Source organism: Kribbella sp. NPDC004536 (assembly GCF_042873835.1).
Classification (GTDB): domain Bacteria; phylum Actinomycetota; class Actinomycetes; order Propionibacteriales; family Kribbellaceae; genus Kribbella.
Genome location: NZ_JBIALY010000001.1, coordinates 1476634 through 1492320, shown reverse-complemented (window position 1 = coordinate 1492320; position 15687 = coordinate 1476634). Strand labels below are relative to the sequence as shown.

Below are 15687 nucleotides of genomic sequence, written 5' to 3'. Positions count from 1 at the left end.
CGTGACAGGCTGGACCCGTGGATGACCTCTTCGCACCCTCGGATGTCAGTTGGACGCCGGTCTCGCCGAAGCTGGCTACGCTGCGGCGGCTGACCGCGGCGATCTTCGCCGGGCTGGCTGCGATCGCGGCGCTGCTCGCGCTCGGGCTGACGGTCGGCTGGGCGTACGGCGTTCTCGCGGCCGTGGTGATCGCGTTGGTGTTCGGCTGGGCGTGGATCCTGATCGGGCGCAACCAGCGGTCCTGGAAGTACGCCGAGCGTGAGGACGAGCTGCTGGTCAGCCACGGGATCATGTTCCGCGAGCTGGTCGTCGTACCGTACGGCCGGATGCAGTTCGTGGACGTCACCGCCGGGCCGCTGGAGCGGGCGTACGGGATGGCCACGGTCGAGCTGCACACGGCGACACCGGCCACCGACGCGAAGATCCCCGGCCTGCACCCGGACGAGGCCGGCCGGCTGCGGGACCGGCTGTCCGCCCTCGGTCATTCGCAGGCGTGGGGCCTGTGACGCAGCAGGTTGTGGAGACCGTCGGGCAACGGCTCCATCCGCTGACCCCGTTCGTGAAGGGCTGGGGGTACTTCGTCGTCGCGGCCGTCGCCCTGGTCAACAACGAGGGCCTGCGGCAGAACCTGACCTTCGCCGGTATCGGTCTGGGCGCGGTGCTCGTCGGCGGGATTCTGCTCGGCGCGCTGTCCTGGTGGTTCACCAAGTGGCAGCTCACGGGCGAGGCGATCCGGGTCGACAGCGGGTTCCTGTTCCGGCGGACGCGGATCATCCGGTTCGACCGGATCCAGGCGATCGACGTGGCGCAGCCGTTCGTGGCCCGGCTGTTCGGCATGGCCGAGCTGCGGATGGACGTGGCCGGTGGCGGTAAGAGCGACGGCAAGCTGAGCTACTTCCGGTACGACGAGGCGCAGGAGCTCCGTACGACGCTGCTGGTCCGTGCCAAGGGCGAGAAGGCTGCTGAAGAGCAGACTGTCGAGCAGCAGGCAGAGGCGGTCGCCCCGCCGCTGCTGACGGTTCCTACCAGCCGACTGCTCGGTGCGACGCTGCTGTCGTCGACTGTGGTCGGTAGTGCGGGCGCTCTGATCTGGTTGATCGTCGCGACCATGGTGCTGAACTTCCACGTCGGTCTGTTCGCCGGTCTGCCGCTGCTGCTCGGTGTCGTGCAGCCCATCTGGAAGCAGGTCGTCGGGAACCACGGGTTCACTCTGTCCGAGTCCAGCCATGGTCTGCGGACGAAGCGCGGGCTGTTCGACGTACAGCGGCAGACGATTCCGCCTGGGCGGGTCCAAGGGCTGTTGATCACCGAGCCGCTGATCTGGCGGCTGCTGGGGTGGTCGCGGGTCGAGCTGGACATCGCCGGCGTCGCGGGGAAGAAGGAAGACGGCGACGACATCCTGGAGGGCGCACAGCTGTTGCCGGTGGGCGAGCGGACCGAGGTGGCGTACGTGCTGAACCGCGTGCTGCCTGGGTTCGACCTGAGCCGGATCGAGCTGCACCCGTCGCCGCAGCGGGCCAAGTGGTTGCGGCCGATCGGCTGGCGGTACCTGACGTACGGCGTGGACGAGCAGGTGATGGTGACCACGCGCGGCTGGGTGAGCAAGCGTACGTCGATCGTGCTGCACCACAAGACGCAGTCGGTACGGCTGGAGCAGGGTCCTCTGCAGCGGAGGCTGCGGTTGGCGAACGTACATGTGGATACGCCGCTCGGCCCTACCGATGCTGTTGCGCTGCACCAGGACGAGGTGGCGGCTGCGGCGCTGGTGGACGCTCAGGCGGACAGGGCGCGTGCGGCACGTCGTACTGTCTCTTCGTCGGCCGCGGTCCAGACCCAGCCGAACGCTCCTAGTCCGGAGGGGTCCAGCAACTCGGCGGCCTCACCTGCTGAGGACAGCTCCGACAGGTAGCGCACGGGGTCGTCCTGTGCGAGCTGCAGCAGTGGTCTGGTGGCTGACACGCCGAGGCTCTTCAGTGCGTCCCGCTGCGAGATCAGCCGGCCGCCCAGTGAGTCCAGTGCTACGTGCGCGGTGATGTCACATGTCCCGTCGGGCGTGGGTTCACACTCCCGCCCGTTCCGGAAGCCGGTAAGAGTCCCGTACGCCGGCCTGTTCGCCTTCACGTGCCCGTAGTCGACGGCAACGGCGAGACTTCCTACCGTGAGCCGACTGACGACGTTGGCCCAGCACTGATCACGAGCAAGCCCAACCTCAGCCCGCTCCCCCGGCACCCCGGGCCACCAGTGTTGTAGCCAGGACAGGTCTTCGTCTTTGACAACCGGTCCTGGGCTCTCGTCGGCGAGCAGGTAGCGAGGGATGCCTTCGTCGTCCCACTCGACGACCTCGCACGGGACGTTGTCCAGCCACTCGTTGGCGATCACCAGGCCGCTCAGTTGGTCGGGCAGGTCGTCGTCCAGTTCGATGTCGACAACAGTCAGACCACAGGCTCGCAGTACCTCTCCGAGCTCGCCGGACCCAGCCCCGATGTCCACAACCCGATCGAGGTCGAGCTCAGCAGCCAGCCGCGCAAGCGCCTGCCCGAAGAGCGCCGACGCGTGGACCGACGTACGGAAATGGTCGACCGGCCGCTCCCGGCGGTAGAAGCCGCCGGGGCCGTACAGAGCCCGTTCCCAGGCGTCCCGGAAGGTCCCGGTCACGTCCGCCCTCCGCAGTCGATGTGGACCAGACCGACCCTAGGATCGGTATCGTGGCGATCCTCCCAGAAGAACTCGGTCTGATGTTTGCCGGTCAGCCGGCGTTCGACGTGGTGGGTGCGGACCGGCCGTTCGCCGTCACCCCCGAATGGCTGGCCACGACCACGGCGAAGCTCCGGGAGATCGTCGACCGGGTGCCGAACGACGATCCGACCAACGGCAGAGCCGGTTACCGGGACGGCACGCCGCGGCTGGGCAGCAACTTCTACTACGTGGTCAGGAGCCTGCTGCCGCCGTTGGGCATCGTGATCGGCGGGGCGCGCAACCTGGCCCTGCTGCTGGCCGGTGACTGGCGCACTGAGCCGCAGGCCGTCGACCCCGATCCGCTCACCTGGTCGGCCGGGCCGACCGAGTTCATCATCCCGTTCCCGTTGCGGAACAAGCTGAGCCCGGACCTGCAGGAGCCGTACGTCCGGGCCTGCCGCGACATGCTCGACCTGCTGGCCGGTATCCCGGGGCTGGAGACCCGCCGGGCCGCGATGGCCACCATGCTCGACGACGTCCTGGCCGACCCCGGCTTCCTCGAATCGCACACCAGGTCGACGCGGCCCACGATGACGAAGCGCTGGGCGGAGCGGTTCACCGCCGACGACCTCCGCCACGCGTACCCGCACCTGTCCGGCAACCCGCTCGACCTGATGGCGTACGGCGTGAACCGGCTGCAGGCGGCGTACGAGAAGATCGCCGCGACCACCCCGGAGCAGGAGCAGCCGTTCGCCGTAGAGCTGGCCGCCGTACTCCGGCAGCTCGGCCGCAGCAGCATCCCGGCCGGCCTGTCGTTCACGACGCTCGGGCCGTCCGGCGCGTCCGACGTCCAGCAGGCGCTGGACCGGACGAAGTCCGCGCTCGAACCGGCCGAGTGGCGCCGTCGCCAGCTGGACCGGATGAGCCGGGCCGTCGAGGCCGGAGCGCCCTACGAGGCGCGGGAGTACCTGGCGGCGATCTACCAGGTCTGCGCCAGTCTCAACGGCTTGCCCGACCAGCCGAAGGCGCCGAAGGACCTGCTGATGACCGTCGGGTTCGTCCGCAGGTTGCGGGACCTGAACGCGCTGCGGCCGCCGAGTCCCGCGGAGACCGCCGGTACCGCGGCCGAGGGGGACGAGACGCCGGACCCGCAACGGCCGGAGCCGCCGGCCGGTGGTGACCCGATCGCCGAACTGGCCGCGATGACCGGGCTGGGGCCGGTGAAGGCGCGCGTGCACGAACTGGTCGCCGAGGCGAAGCTGGCGAAGGTGCGGATCGAGGCCGGGCTGCGGCTGCCGAAGCCGATGGGCCACCTGGTCTTCAGCGGCAACCCGGGCACCGGCAAGACCACGGTGGCCCGGATCCTGGCCGAGGTCTACCGGGACCTCGGCATGCTGTCGTCCGGGCATCTCGTCGAGGTCGGCCGCGCCGACCTGGTGGCGACGTACATCGGCCAGACCGCGCCGAAGGTGACCGAGGTGGTCGAACGGGCGCTCGGCGGCGTGCTGTTCATCGACGAGGCCTACTCGCTCTACAACAGTTCCGGGCGGGACTTCGGCCGGGAGGCGGTTGCGACGCTGATCCAGCTGATGGAGAAGCACCGCGACAACCTGGTCGTGGTGATGGCCGGGTACCCGGCCGAGATGTACGACCTGCTGGACAGCAACCCCGGGGTCAAGTCGCGGATCCGGACGTACGTGAACTTCCCGGACTACACCGACAAGGAACTGCACGAGATCTTCCTGGCCGCGGTCGAGCAGGCCGGGTTCGTGCTCGGTGACGGCGTGTCGGAGATGATCCTGGCCGGCCTGCACAAGGTGCCGCGGGCGCCGGGCTTCGGCAACGCACGGACGATCCGTACGCTGCTGGAACGGATCGCCACGCAGCAGGCGGTCCGGCTGTCCGCGCTGGAGTCGCCGAGCCTCGAGCAGGTCCGGTCGATCGAACGCGAGGACGTGCCGACGGCGTCCGAGGGGAGCCTCGGTGACCTCCGCCGGCACCAGGACGCGCGGGCCGAGCTGGCCGCGATGACCGGACTGACCGAGGTGAAGGCCACCGTCGAGCGGCTCGCCGCCGAGGCCAAGGCCGACGTACTGCGGGCCAAGGCCGGGATGCCACCGCCGGAGCGGTCGCGGCACATGATGTTCACCGGCAACCCGGGGACCGGGAAGACCACGGTGGCCCGGCTGGTCGCGGAGATCTACCGGGACCTCGGGCTGCTCGGTGTCGGGCACCTGGTCGAGACGACCGGGAACGACCTGGTGGCTGATCGGTACGGCGGTACGGCGCCGCGGGTCCGCAGGGTGGTGGAGCAGGCCCTCGGCGGGGTGCTGTTCGTCGACGAGGCCTACACGCTGGCGGATCTGGACGATCTCGGGCGGGAGGCGATCGCGTCGCTGATCAAGCACATGGAGGAGCATCGCGACGATCTGGTCGTGGTGCTCGCCGGGTACACCGAGCCGATGGAGAAACTGTTCCAGGTGAACCCCGGACTGCGCTCCCGGATCCCGAACTCGGTGGAGTTCCCGGACTACTCCGAGCCGGAGCTCGAGCAGATCTTCGAGTACCTCAGCGGCAAGGCGGGATACCTGGTGGCCGACGGGGTGGTGGCGAAGATCGCCGGGCTGCTGGAGAACCTGCGGAACGCGCCGAACTTCGGCAACGGCCGCGACGTACGCAACCTGTTCGAGGCGACGGTCTCGCAGCAGGCGGTGCGGATCAACGCACTGCGCGAACCGAGTGTCGAGCAGGTGCGGACGCTGATGCCGGCCGACGTACCGGAGGAGTGGCGGCCGAACGACGCGCCGACCGCTGTGGGGTTTCAGCTCAGGAGCTGAGCTGTACGGCGCCGAACTGGCTCCAGACGCCCTGTGCGTCCTCGCGCCACAGGCCCAGTTCGGTCAACTGAACAGTCGGAGCTGGTGTGGTGGCCAGGGCGGCGTTGGCTTCGGCTACGACCGACGGGCCGCCCTGGGTGGAGGACGAGATCGTCAGGTGTGGATGCGGTTCCGCGAAGTTGCCGCCGTACGGCGGGCATTCCGGGAACGCCGCGAACACCTTCAGCAGCAGCGCGCGTACCTGGTCGAACGGTTCCGGCTTCAACCACGCCGTTCCGTTCGGGAACTGGCCCGCGGTCGGAAAGCTCAGCTCGAACGGCTGTACGTCGGTCAGTGCGGCCTGTAGACGCGCCACGTCCGCGTCCGTCGGCTCGGTGACCCAGGGGACCAGCACAGTCACGTGTGGCGGGATGAGCTCGGTCAGCGGAACCTGCGGCCGCGCAGACGACCGTGACACCGAACGCCACCGGTCCGTGTACGCCGCCAACTCCGGCACTGTGATGAGGATCGCCGTCAATTCAGTCCTTGCAGCCCACGCTTCACTCACCGCGCCATGCTCTCATCACCTACTCTGACAAGTAGATCGTCTGGTACCCCACAGCGGGACTGGAACGAGAAGAGAGTGAGTGATGGAACGGATCGGCTTGATCGGAGCCGGCCGGGCCGGGACCGCCCTGGGAGCAGCCTTGGCGGCAGCCGGACATCCCCTGGTCGGAGTGACCGCGCGGTCGGACGCGTCGCTGGAACGCGCTGCCCGCCTTCTGCCCGGTGTCCCCGTACTGACCGCTGACGAGGTCACCGACCGCGCTGACGTAGTGCTGGTCGCAGTACCGGACGCCGTCATCCGTGAGGTCGCGCAAATGCTGCCGCTGACCAGTGCGCAGTACGTCGTCCACCTGTCCGGAGCCCACGGCCTGACGCCGCTGGCAGGTCTCGAAGCCACGCCCGTCGCGCTGCACCCAGCCATGACGTTCCCGGGCGGACCTGTGGCGCTGGACGGCGTCATGTTCACCGCTACTGGACCTGACACGGCCAGAGCGCTCGTAGAGCCTCTGGTGAAGGCCCTGGGCGCGCAGGTGCAGTGGGTCGCCGACGACCAGCGCACGGCGTACCACGCGGGTCTGGTCCACGGCGCCAATCACCTGACGACCCTGGTCACCCAGGCGGTCGCCGTACTACGGGAAGCGGGCGTGACCGATCCGGTGGCCACCCTCCAGCCGTTGCTGGCCACAACCCTCGACAACACGCTGCGATCCGGTCATCATGCGCTCACCGGGCCGATCGCCCGGGGCGATGTCGACACGGTGGCAGCACACCTGGCCGTACTGAGCGGTCGTACGCGGAGCACCTACGCCGAGCTGGCCAGGGCGACGGTGGAACTGGCCGACTGGCTGGAAGCGGGACAGGTCGCCGGATTCGGCGAAGTACTGAACGGGCACCGGGCAGACCGGACAGGGGAGGCACCGCGATGAGACTCACCCAGACCAAGGCCGAGCTCCGGGCAGCGGCCGCGATCCGGCCGCGGGCCGTCGTGATGACCATGGGCGCCCTGCACGAGGGCCATGCCGCGTTGCTGACCGAGGCCCGCGAGCGGGTCGGACCGGACGGCAGCGTGGTACTGACGATCTTCGTGAACCCGTTGCAGTTCGGGCCGACCGAGGACTTCGACCGGTACCCGCGGACGCTGGCCAGCGACCTGGCGATCGCGAAGAACGAGGGCGTGGACCTGGTCTTCAACCCGTCCCGCGACGAGCTGTACCCGAACGAGCCGTCGATCACCGTGCACCCCGGGCCGCTGGCCGACGAGCTCGAGGGCGTGTTCCGCCCGGGCCACTTCTCCGGCGTACTGACCGTGGTGTCGAAGCTGCTGCACCTGACCGCGCCGGATCTCGCGCTGTTCGGCGAGAAGGACTACCAGCAGCTGACGCTGATCCGCGAGATGGTGTGCGACCTGGACATGGACGTCGACATCGTGCCGGTGCCGACCGTACGTGAGCCCGACGGGCTGGCGCTGTCCTCACGCAACCGGTACCTGAGCGAGACTGAACGTGACGAGGCGTTGGTGCTGTACCGCGCGCTGAGCGCCGGCGCCAAGGCCGGGATGAACGGACCCGACGCTGTCCTGGCCGCCGCGCAGGCCGAGCTGGAGGCGGTGCCGTCGGTGAAGATCGACTACCTCGCGCTCCGCGCCCCCGACCTCGGCCCGGTCATCGGCCCGGGCGAGGCGCGGATGCTGATCGCCGCCCGCGTGGGTCTGACCCGTCTCATCGACAACATTTCCATCACCCTTCGATGAATTCGGTTGATACCGTCGCGGGATGACCGCACCTCCAGTCCCGCAACGGCTGGCCGCTCCTGAGCCTGGTTGGACCGACGCCGTCGACGTGGTGGTGGTCGGGTCCGGGGTCGCCGGGCTGACTGCTGCCCTCAAGGCCCGCGAGCTGGGCTCGGTTCTTGTGGTGACGAAGGATGTCGTTGCCTCCGGCTCCACCCAGTGGGCCCAGGGCGGGATCGCCGCCGCCCTCCATCCGGAGGACTCGCCCGAGGAGCACCTGCACGACACCCTCGTCGCGGGCGCCGGCCTGAGCGACCCGGAGGCCGTCCGCGTCCTCGTCACCGAAGGACCGGACGCGGTGCACGACCTGATCGACTTGGGTGCGCGGTTCGACACGCTGGCCGACGGCGAGATCTCACTCGGCCGTGAGGGCGGCCACCACCGGAACCGGATCGCGCACGCCGGCGGCGACGCGACCGGCGCGGAGATCGAACGGGCACTGGTCGCCGCGGTGAAGCGCGCCAAGGACATCCGGATCATCGAGCACGCGCTGGTGCTGGACCTGCTCAAGGCCGCGGACGGCGCGATCGCCGGCGTCACCCTGCACGTGATGGGCGAGGGGCAACTGGACGGCGTCGGCGCGATCCGTGCCCGGGTGGTGATCCTGGCCTCCGGCGGTCTCGGGCAGTTGTACGCGGCAACGACCAACCCGAGCGTCTCCACCGGCGACGGGATGGCGCTCGCGCTACGCGCCGGTGCGAAGGTACGCGATCTGGAGTTCGTCCAGTTCCACCCGACCGTGCTCTGGCTCGGAAAGAGCGCGAAAGGCCAACAGCCACTGGTTTCCGAGGCTGTCCGCGGGGAGGGCGCGTTCCTCGTCGACCACACCGGAAAGCGTTTCATGCAAGGGCAGCACGAGCTCGCGGACCTGGCGCCGCGGGACGTCGTGGCGAAGGCGATCATGCGGCAGATGCTTGCCACCGGCAAGGATCATGTGTACTTGGACGCCCGGCACTTCGGCGACGAGTTGTGGCGGGTCCGGTTCCCGACCATCCTGGCGTCCTGCCGTTCGCACGGCATCGACCCGGTCCGCGAACTGATCCCGGTCGCGCCCGCCTGCCACTACTCGTCCGGCGGCGTCCGCACCGACCTGAACGGCGAAACCTCCGTTCCCGGCCTGTACGCCTGCGGCGAGGTGGCCTGTACCGGCGTCCATGGCGCCAACCGGCTCGCCTCGAACTCGCTGCTCGAAGGGCTCGTTTTCGCCCGCCGGATCGCGGCGCACCTCGCGGACGGGCTGCCGGCCCAGCGCGAGCCGGTCGAAGACCGCCGTACGCCGGGCCTGGTCGACGCCGACGTCGTACCCGAACTGCAGCGGGCGATGACCGTCGGCGCCGGGGTGATCCGGAGCGCGGCCGGCCTGGCCGAGGCAGGCGCGACGATCGGCAAGCTGGGCGAGCTGCCCGCGGGCGAGCCGGGGACACCCGGCTGGGAGGCGACGAACCTGGTGACCGTCGCCTCCGCGCTGATCGCGGCCGCGACCGCCCGGGAGGAAAGCCGCGGCGCGCACTGGCGCGAGGACCACCCGGACCGCGATGATCTGCTGTGGTTCGGCAGCCTGGACGTCACGCTCGACGCGCACGCTGTGCCGCAGCCCACGTTTGTTCCGCGTGAATCCCGAGGAGAATGACCGGCATGGATGAGACAGTCGACCGGCAGTGGGTCGGTGACCTGGTGCGGGCGACCATCGAGGAGGACCTGGCCGGCGGCGTCGACGTGACCACCACGGCCACCGTCGACCCGGACCAGGTGTCGGTCGCCGAGCTGGTGGCCCGCGCCGACGGCGTGGTGGCCGGCCTGGAGATCGCCGAGCTGGTGCTCCGTCAGGTCGCCGCACCCGACGAGATCGAGATCGAGTACTCGGTCCGCGACGGCGCGTCCGTGCACAAGGGCGACGTACTGATGACGGTGCGTGGCAAGACCCGGCAGCTGCTGACCGCCGAGCGCACCACGCTCAACCTGCTCTGTCACCTGAGTGGAGTCGCTACGCTGACCCGGCGCTGGGTGGACGCGGTCGAGGGCACCGGTGCGATCATCCGCGACACCCGCAAGACGATGCCGCTGCTCCGTTCGCTGGAGAAGTACGCGGTCCGCTGCGGTGGTGGGAAGAACCATCGGATGGGCCTGTCCGACGCGGCACTGATCAAGGACAACCACGTGGTCGCGGCCGGTGGTGTCGCGGAGGCGTTCCGCCTGGTGCGCAAGGCGTTCCCGGACCTGTCGATCGAGGTCGAGGTGGACTCGGTCGACGACGCGCTGATCGCGGTCGAGTCCGGCGCCGAGCTGATCCTGCTCGACAACATGGACGTCCCGCAGCTGCGCGAAGCCGTCGAGAAGGTGGCCGGTCGCGCCCGGCTCGAGGCCTCCGGCGGGCTGACGCTCGAGGGTGCACGGGCCGTCGCCGAGACCGGCGTCGACTTCCTCGCGGTCGGTGCGCTGACACACTCCGCACCGGTCCTCGACATCGGTCTGGATCTTCGGGAGCCCTGATGCTGCTGGCCGTTGCCGTCGAGAACACCAGGACGCTGGTCGGCCTGGTGTTCGAGGGTACGGTCAAGCGGCACTGGTGGGTCGGGACCGATCCCCGTCGTACGGCCGACGAGTGGGCCGTACTGCTCCAGGGTCTGCTCACCGGCGAGGCTCCGGTGAGCGGGATCGCGGTGTGCTCCGCCGTACCGCATGTCCTGCACGAGCTGCGGGCCGTCGTCTCCAGGTACTACCAGGACGTCCCGAGCGTGGTCGTCGAGCCGGGTGTGAAGACCGGGCTGCCGGTGCTGGTGGACAACCCGCGCGAGGTCGGTACGGACCGGATCGCGAACGCGCTCGCCGCGGTCACGCTGTACGGCGCGCCCTGCCTGGTGGTGGATGTGGGTACCGCGATCACCATCGACGTGGTCAACCCGGCCGGCGCGTTCATCGGCGGGGTGATTGCCCCCGGCATCGAAACGGCGACCGACGCGCTCGGCGAGGCAGCCGCGCAACTGCGCCGGGTCGAGCTGGTCCGGCCACGATCGGTGGTCGCGAAGAACACCGTCGAGGCGCTCCAGTCCGGTGCGATCCACGGCTTCGCGGCGCTGGTGGACGGACTGGTCGCCCGGATCCGGACCGAGCAGTCCCTGACCGACGACCTCCCGGTCGTCCTCACCGGCGCCCTCGCCCCGCTCCTCACCGGCCAGCTCACCACCCCCGTCCGCGACGAACCGCTACTACCGCTGCGCGGCCTCTACCAGGCGTACACCCGCAACTTCGGCTAGAAAGCTCTTGTGTGCTTGAGGTGATCTGGATCACCATGAAGGCAGCCGAGGTGGGGGAGACCATGAGAGCTGCTTATCGGGTACTGGCGATTTCTGTTGCGGTCGGTGTGGTGCTGCAGGCGATGTTCATCGCGCTCGCGTGGTTCACGGCGCTGAAGGACATGAACGGCGGCGCGGTGATCGACAAGAACACCGACGAGAACCTCGGTCGGACCCTGCACAGCGTGTTCGGCTCGGGCGTCATTCCGATCCTCGCGCTGGCGTTGCTGATCGTGTCGTTCTTCGCGCACGTCGACCGCGGAATCAGGTGGGCGCTGTACGTCTTCGGAGTGCTCGTCCTGCAGTTCCTGCTCGCGGCCGTCGCGTACAGCGCCCCGGTTGTCGGGCTGCTGCACGGCCTGAACGCGTTCGCGCTGGCCGCGGTCGCGAGCATGGCCGCGCGACGAGCAGCCGGCGCACCAGCCGCCGCTTCGGCCGACTCGACCACTTAGATGCTGTTGGCAACTGACAGCCGGCCAATCAGCCCGAGTGGATCGGGCGGCCGACTGTGAGTGCCGTACGGAGCGAGTCGGGGAGGCCGTTGAAGGCTGAGTCCGGCTGGGTGCCGGTGGCGTCGAGGGTCTTGGAGAAGAACGCCCGCGCCGCCGCGGCCAGGGCGACGTCGAGTACGTCGGTATCCGTGAGCCCGACCGCCTTCAACGCGTCGACGTCGGCCTGCGTGACCGCGTCCGCGCCGAGCGCGACCTTGCGCGCGAACGCCATCACGGCGCGGTCCACCGGGTCGTTAGGCGGCTCCTCGACCAGCGCCGCGACCTCCTCGGACGTGTAGAACTTGTCGGCCAGCACCTGGCCGTGCGCGAGGCTGCAGTAGCTGGACTTCAGCGCGGTCGCCGCGGCCAGCGTGGCGAGTTCGTAGCGGCGCAGGTCCATCGACTCCTTGATCGCGCCGTTCAGCTGTTTCCACGCTTCGTACACGGCGGGTCGCGCAGCGAACGTACGGACGAAGTTGGGCACGTGCCCGGCCGGCGCCCGGTTCGCGTCGAACATCCCGGGATTTTCGGGCGTGCTGATGAAAGCCATCGCGGTATCCCCCCTCTGTGGCTGCTCTCACGTTAGAACCGCGATACCGATCCGGCAACGGTCGTGCCGGGTGGGTACCTGTCACTGGGTATGGTTCACCCGGTTCAGTCGTGAGGCACGGAGGTGGTCGGAGTGCGGCGTACGGTTGCCGGCGCCCTGGCGGTACTGGCGGGGGTCACCTGCCTGACCGCCTGTGCCTCCGATCCGGCGCCCACCGACGTCGGCGTCGCCTGGGCACCCCAGGGCGGCGCGGTACTGGTCACCTGGAAGGACAGCGGCCAGCCGAACCGGATCACGATCGAGGGCGTGCTCAGCGAGAGCCCGTCGTACGTGAAGTACCTGCCGGCGAGCGCGCCGAACAAGTGGCAGATCCCGACCTCGGAGTTCCCGCCGGACGGCAACTACAAGATCGTGGTCGAGACCGGTACGTCGCAGGGCGGCGTCACCAGCAAGCCCTCCAAGTCGCCGGTGTTCGACACCGACGGCCCGGTCCGGCCGAGCGCGGCCACCGTCGCCCAGCAGGGCCGCGGCGTACTGATCAGGTGGTCCGTCCCGGTCGCGCCGCAGGACTTCACGCCGAACGACCCGCTGGACGTGAAGGGCAAGAAGACCCAGAAGTACGTGCCGATGATCGGCCGCCCGGGGGAGATGCTGAAGGCGATCGGACCGGCGACCACCTCGAACCGGCAGGTCGTCAAGAGCATCAAGCCGCCGTACATCTTCCAGCTGCGTACGCAGAACGAGTGGAGCGCCCGCGCCGGTGGCGAGGTGCTCGGGCTGACCAGTTCGATCAGCGGCACCGTTCCGCCGAAGGCGCAGTTCAGCGTGCCGATCCGGGCCCGCGGCCGGGTCATCCTGCACCAGGTCGACTGCGACCTCGACGCGCCGTGTACGAGCCGGCGGGCCACCCCGGCCGGCGTACCGGTCGTCGTACTGACGCAGGTCACGCCGGACGCCCGCTGGACCCCGGCGGCGCGCGGCGCGACGACCGCGGGCGGGTACTACGACATCGCCGTACCGACGGCGGGCAGCCGGCCGTACAAGATCATCGTTCCGGTCAACACCAAGGGCGGGATGTTCACCGGTACGTCGACCAGCAGGCCGGCGTACACGAAGAGCGTGGTGCGGATCGCGTCGGCCGGGTTCACCGGCGGCGACACGGCCGTGAAGAAGGGTTCGACGGTGACCGTGTCGGTGGCGGTCGCGCCGGGGCTGAACACCACCGTGATGCTGCAGGCCTGGAACCGGCAGACCCGGCGGTGGATGGACTCGAAGGCGCTGGCAATGCGTGCCGGGCGGGCGGCGCTCGCGTTCAAGGCCGCGCAGCCGGGTGACTTCGTCTACCGCATCGTGGTGCCGGGCGCGATGATGTTCGGCCGTCCGATGGACGGGATCACCACGCCGGGGTTGCAGCTACACGTCCGCTGACTCGACGGAGCCCGGCGCGGTGCTCTCGACCTGTTCGCGGCGGCGCTTGCGGACCTTGTGGAGGACGTACAGCCCGACGGCGACCACCGCGATCGCGATCAGCGCGCCGACCGAGACCCGGCCGAAGATCTTGTCCGCGTTGTCGCCGATCTTGTACGCGACCACGCCGATCGTGGTCGCCCAGGCGATCCCGCCGGCGGCGTTCGCGGCCAGGAACCGCGGGTAGTGCATCCGCAGCATGCCGGCCATCGGGCCCGCGAAGATCCGCAGCAGCGCGACGAACCGGCCGAAGAACACCGTCCAGACGCCGTACTTGTGGAAGTACTTCTCCGCCCGGACGATCCGGTCCTCGGAGAAGTGGTGGAACCGCCGGCCGAGCCGCTCGAACAGGCTGCGGCCCGCCTTCCGGCCGATGAAGTACCCGATCGAGTCGCCGACGATCGCGCCCAGCGCGGCCGCCAGGATCACGAACTCGATCTTCAGGTGGTGCTGCGACGCGAGCAGCGCGGCCGCGATCAGCGTGGTCTCACCGGGCAGCGGTACGCCCATGCTCTCGACCCCGATGACGAGGCCGACCACGAGGTACGCCAGCACGGCGACACCGGTCGGGATGGCGATGGCCTGCGCGAGCAGCAGAGGTTCCCCCATGCACCCATAGTGACATCGGGAGCCAACCGATTAGGTGCCGGGGCAACTATCTGGGTGAGATTTCAGGGTTGTGCCCGTTTCCTGACGGAATCTCGACGGGAACCTCGGCCGGAACTTTCGGGGTCTCGCCGGTGAACGCCTTGGTGACGTTCTGCAGTGCGGTGGTGACTTCGGACGGGATCACCCAGAACGTGTTGCCCGGGCCCTTGGCCAGTTCCGGCAGCATCTGCAGGTACTGGTACGCGAGCAGCTTCGGGTCTGGGTCGTTGCGGTGGATCGCGTCGAAGACCGTGTCGATCGCCTTCGCCTGGCCCTCGGCGCGCAGGATCGCGGCCTGCCGCTCGCCCTCCGCGGTCAGGATCTTGGACTGCCGCTGGCCCTCGGCGGTCAGGATCGTGGCGCGCTTCTCCCGCTCGGCGCGCATCTGCTTCTCCATCGACTCCTTGATCGAGATCGGTGGCTCGATCGCCTTCAGCTCGACCCGGTTCACCCGGATGCCCCACTTGCCGGACGCCTCGTCCAGGACACCGCGCAGCGTCGAGTTGATGTGTTCGCGCGACGTCAGCGTCTTCTCCAGGTCCAGCGAGCCGATCACGTTCCGCAGCGTGGTCACGGTCAGCTGCTCGATCGCCTGGATGTAGTTCGCGATCTCGTACGCCGCCGCGCGCGGATCGGTGACCTGGAAGTACAGCACCGTGTCGATGTCGACCACCAGGTTGTCCTCGGTGATCACCGAGCGCGGCTCGAACGACACCACCTGTTCGCGCAGGTCGATCAGCTGCCGCGGCCGGTCGACGAACGGGATCACCACGTTCAGGCCTGGTTCCAGCGTGCGCAGGTACCGGCCGAGGCGCTCGACGTTGCTGGCCCGGGCCTGCGGGACGATCCGCACGGTCCGCAGTACCAGTACGACCGCGAGCAGCGCGACGACGATCCCGATGATCAGTTCGGCCATGGCTCCTCCTGGGGATGGACGAGGGCGGTAGCCCCCTCGATGGCGAAGACGTCGACCCGGGTGCCCGCGGGGATGTGCAGGTCGGGGTCGTAGGACCTGGCACTCCACTCCTCGCCGCCGATCCGGACCCGGCCGGCGTCGCGGTCACAGGCCGCGAGGACGACGGCCTCCCGGCCGACCAGCGCGGCCACGCCGGTCCGGATCCCCGGGTGCCCGGTCAGGTGCCGGCGGGCGACCGGGCGGACCAGCGTGATCATGGCTGCCGCGGTGGTCGCGAACGCGACCACCTGGAAGCCGATCCCGAGCCCGGTCGCGCCGATCCCGGCCGCGGCCAGCGCCGCGACGGCGAGCAGGAGCAGGTCGAAGGTCGCTGTCATCAACTCGGCCGTGCCGAGGACGGCGGCGACGATCATCCACAGGATCCACGACTGCATGCGAAGTACCTCTACTTCGAAGGTACTCCGAGATACGCCC

The 15687-nt window shown here is 69.4% G+C and carries 15 protein-coding genes and 1 pseudogene; 10 read left to right on the top strand and 6 right to left on the bottom strand.

Annotation, left to right across the window (positions count from 1 at the left end):
- Nucleotides 1-17: 17 nt before the first annotated feature.
- Together ACFYRU_RS07370 and ACFYRU_RS07365 are read left to right on the top strand one after the other, a co-directional pair.
- Nucleotides 18-506 (top strand): PH domain-containing protein, encoded by a 489-nt coding sequence (locus ACFYRU_RS07370; RefSeq protein WP_387654163.1) that lies wholly within the window; start codon nt 18-20, stop codon nt 504-506.
- A complete protein-coding gene (locus tag ACFYRU_RS07365; RefSeq protein ID WP_387654162.1) occupies nt 503-1909 on the top strand; it encodes a PH domain-containing protein in 1407 nt (468 codons plus the stop codon). The genes ACFYRU_RS07370 and ACFYRU_RS07365 overlap by 4 nt, the downstream gene beginning before the upstream one ends.
- A gap of 107 nt (nt 1910-2016) precedes the next feature.
- Here the strand turns inward: ACFYRU_RS07365 and ACFYRU_RS07360 are convergent.
- Nucleotides 2017-2490: pseudogene (locus tag ACFYRU_RS07360) on the bottom strand (SAM-dependent methyltransferase); the annotation flags it as partial.
- 215 nt (nt 2491-2705) lie between these two features.
- Here ACFYRU_RS07360 and ACFYRU_RS07355 point away from each other — a divergent pair.
- On the top strand, nt 2706-5513 hold the full coding sequence (locus ACFYRU_RS07355; RefSeq protein ID WP_387654159.1) for an AAA family ATPase: 2808 nt from the start codon (nt 2706-2708) through the stop codon (nt 5511-5513).
- On the opposite strand, the gene ACFYRU_RS07350 is transcribed toward ACFYRU_RS07355, so the two are convergent.
- A complete protein-coding gene (locus ACFYRU_RS07350) occupies nt 5503-6030 on the bottom strand; it encodes a 2'-5' RNA ligase family protein (RefSeq protein ID WP_387654156.1) in 528 nt (175 codons plus the stop codon). The two genes, ACFYRU_RS07355 and ACFYRU_RS07350, sit on opposite strands and share 11 nt — an antisense overlap.
- A 112-nt stretch (nt 6031-6142) precedes the next feature.
- Here ACFYRU_RS07350 and ACFYRU_RS07345 point away from each other — a divergent pair, with 112 nt between their 5' ends.
- Genes ACFYRU_RS07345 through ACFYRU_RS07320 form a run of 6 tightly spaced genes read left to right on the top strand, consistent with a single transcriptional unit; the run spans nt 6143 to nt 11593 of the window.
- A complete protein-coding gene (locus ACFYRU_RS07345) occupies nt 6143-6985 on the top strand; it encodes a Rossmann-like and DUF2520 domain-containing protein (protein ID WP_387654154.1) in 843 nt (280 codons plus the stop codon).
- Nucleotides 6982-7809, top strand: a complete 828-nt coding sequence (gene panC / locus ACFYRU_RS07340; protein ID WP_387654151.1) for a pantoate--beta-alanine ligase — start codon at nt 6982-6984, stop codon at nt 7807-7809. The genes ACFYRU_RS07345 and panC overlap by 4 nt, the downstream gene beginning before the upstream one ends.
- A gap of 22 nt (nt 7810-7831) precedes the next feature.
- Nucleotides 7832-9478 carry an L-aspartate oxidase gene (locus ACFYRU_RS07335; protein ID WP_387654148.1) on the top strand — a complete coding sequence of 549 codons (1647 nt, stop codon included), beginning with the start codon at nt 7832-7834 and terminating at the stop codon, nt 9476-9478.
- Nucleotides 9479-9483: 5 nt separating this feature from the next.
- Nucleotides 9484-10338: a carboxylating nicotinate-nucleotide diphosphorylase gene (gene nadC, locus ACFYRU_RS07330; RefSeq protein ID WP_387654146.1), complete on the top strand. Its 855-nt coding sequence runs from the start codon at nt 9484-9486 to the stop codon at nt 10336-10338.
- Nucleotides 10338-11102, top strand: a complete 765-nt coding sequence (locus tag ACFYRU_RS07325) for a type III pantothenate kinase (protein ID WP_387654143.1) — start codon at nt 10338-10340, stop codon at nt 11100-11102. Before nadC ends, ACFYRU_RS07325 begins: the two co-directional genes overlap by 1 nt.
- Before the next feature lie 11 nt (nt 11103-11113).
- Nucleotides 11114-11593, top strand: coding sequence for a hypothetical protein (locus ACFYRU_RS07320; RefSeq protein WP_387654140.1), 480 nt, complete (start codon nt 11114-11116; stop codon nt 11591-11593).
- Nucleotides 11594-11621: 28 nt separating this feature from the next.
- Here the strand turns inward: ACFYRU_RS07320 and ACFYRU_RS07315 are convergent, their stop codons facing one another.
- Entirely contained in the window at nt 11622-12182 is a 561-nt protein-coding gene (locus tag ACFYRU_RS07315; RefSeq protein WP_387654137.1) for a carboxymuconolactone decarboxylase family protein, read from the bottom strand.
- A 132-nt stretch (nt 12183-12314) separates the two neighbouring features.
- Between ACFYRU_RS07315 and ACFYRU_RS07310 the strand changes: the two genes are divergently transcribed.
- Complete coding sequence (locus ACFYRU_RS07310) at nt 12315-13610, top strand: hypothetical protein (protein WP_387654134.1); 1296 nt, start codon at nt 12315-12317, stop codon at nt 13608-13610.
- On the opposite strand, the gene ACFYRU_RS07305 is transcribed toward ACFYRU_RS07310, so the two are convergent.
- Genes ACFYRU_RS07305 through ACFYRU_RS07295 form a run of 3 tightly spaced genes read right to left on the bottom strand, consistent with a single transcriptional unit; the run spans nt 13596 to nt 15647 of the window.
- On the bottom strand, nt 13596-14258 hold the full coding sequence (locus ACFYRU_RS07305; RefSeq protein WP_387654131.1) for a DedA family protein: 663 nt from the start codon (nt 14256-14258) through the stop codon (nt 13596-13598). The two genes, ACFYRU_RS07310 and ACFYRU_RS07305, sit on opposite strands and share 15 nt — an antisense overlap.
- A 46-nt stretch (nt 14259-14304) precedes the next feature.
- Nucleotides 14305-15213 (bottom strand): SPFH domain-containing protein, encoded by a 909-nt coding sequence (locus ACFYRU_RS07300; RefSeq protein ID WP_387654129.1) that lies wholly within the window; start codon nt 15211-15213, stop codon nt 14305-14307.
- Nucleotides 15201-15647 carry an NfeD family protein gene (locus ACFYRU_RS07295; RefSeq protein ID WP_387654126.1) on the bottom strand — a complete coding sequence of 149 codons (447 nt, stop codon included), beginning with the start codon at nt 15645-15647 and terminating at the stop codon, nt 15201-15203. The genes ACFYRU_RS07300 and ACFYRU_RS07295 overlap by 13 nt, the downstream gene beginning before the upstream one ends.
- Between the last annotated feature and the right edge of the window lie 40 nt (nt 15648-15687).

Bases quoted from the DNA above. Each gene is read 5' to 3' on its own strand.
- ACFYRU_RS07300 (WP_387654129.1), bottom strand. From the start codon at position 15,213: ATGGCCGAACTGATCATCGGGATCGTCGTCGCGCTGCTCGCGGTCGTA.
- ACFYRU_RS07305 (WP_387654131.1), bottom strand. From the start codon at position 14,258: ATGGGGGAACCTCTGCTGCTCGCGCAGGCCATCGCCATCCCGACCGGT.
- panC (WP_387654151.1), top strand. From the start codon at position 6,982: ATGAGACTCACCCAGACCAAGGCCGAGCTCCGGGCAGCGGCCGCGATC.
- ACFYRU_RS07295 (WP_387654126.1), bottom strand. From the start codon at position 15,647: ATGCAGTCGTGGATCCTGTGGATGATCGTCGCCGCCGTCCTCGGCACG.
- ACFYRU_RS07325 (WP_387654143.1), top strand. From the start codon at position 10,338: ATGCTGCTGGCCGTTGCCGTCGAGAACACCAGGACGCTGGTCGGCCTG.
- ACFYRU_RS07335 (WP_387654148.1), top strand. From the start codon at position 7,832: ATGACCGCACCTCCAGTCCCGCAACGGCTGGCCGCTCCTGAGCCTGGT.
- ACFYRU_RS07345 (WP_387654154.1), top strand. From the start codon at position 6,143: ATGGAACGGATCGGCTTGATCGGAGCCGGCCGGGCCGGGACCGCCCTG.
- ACFYRU_RS07315 (WP_387654137.1), bottom strand. From the start codon at position 12,182: ATGGCTTTCATCAGCACGCCCGAAAATCCCGGGATGTTCGACGCGAAC.
- nadC (WP_387654146.1), top strand. From the start codon at position 9,484: ATGGATGAGACAGTCGACCGGCAGTGGGTCGGTGACCTGGTGCGGGCG.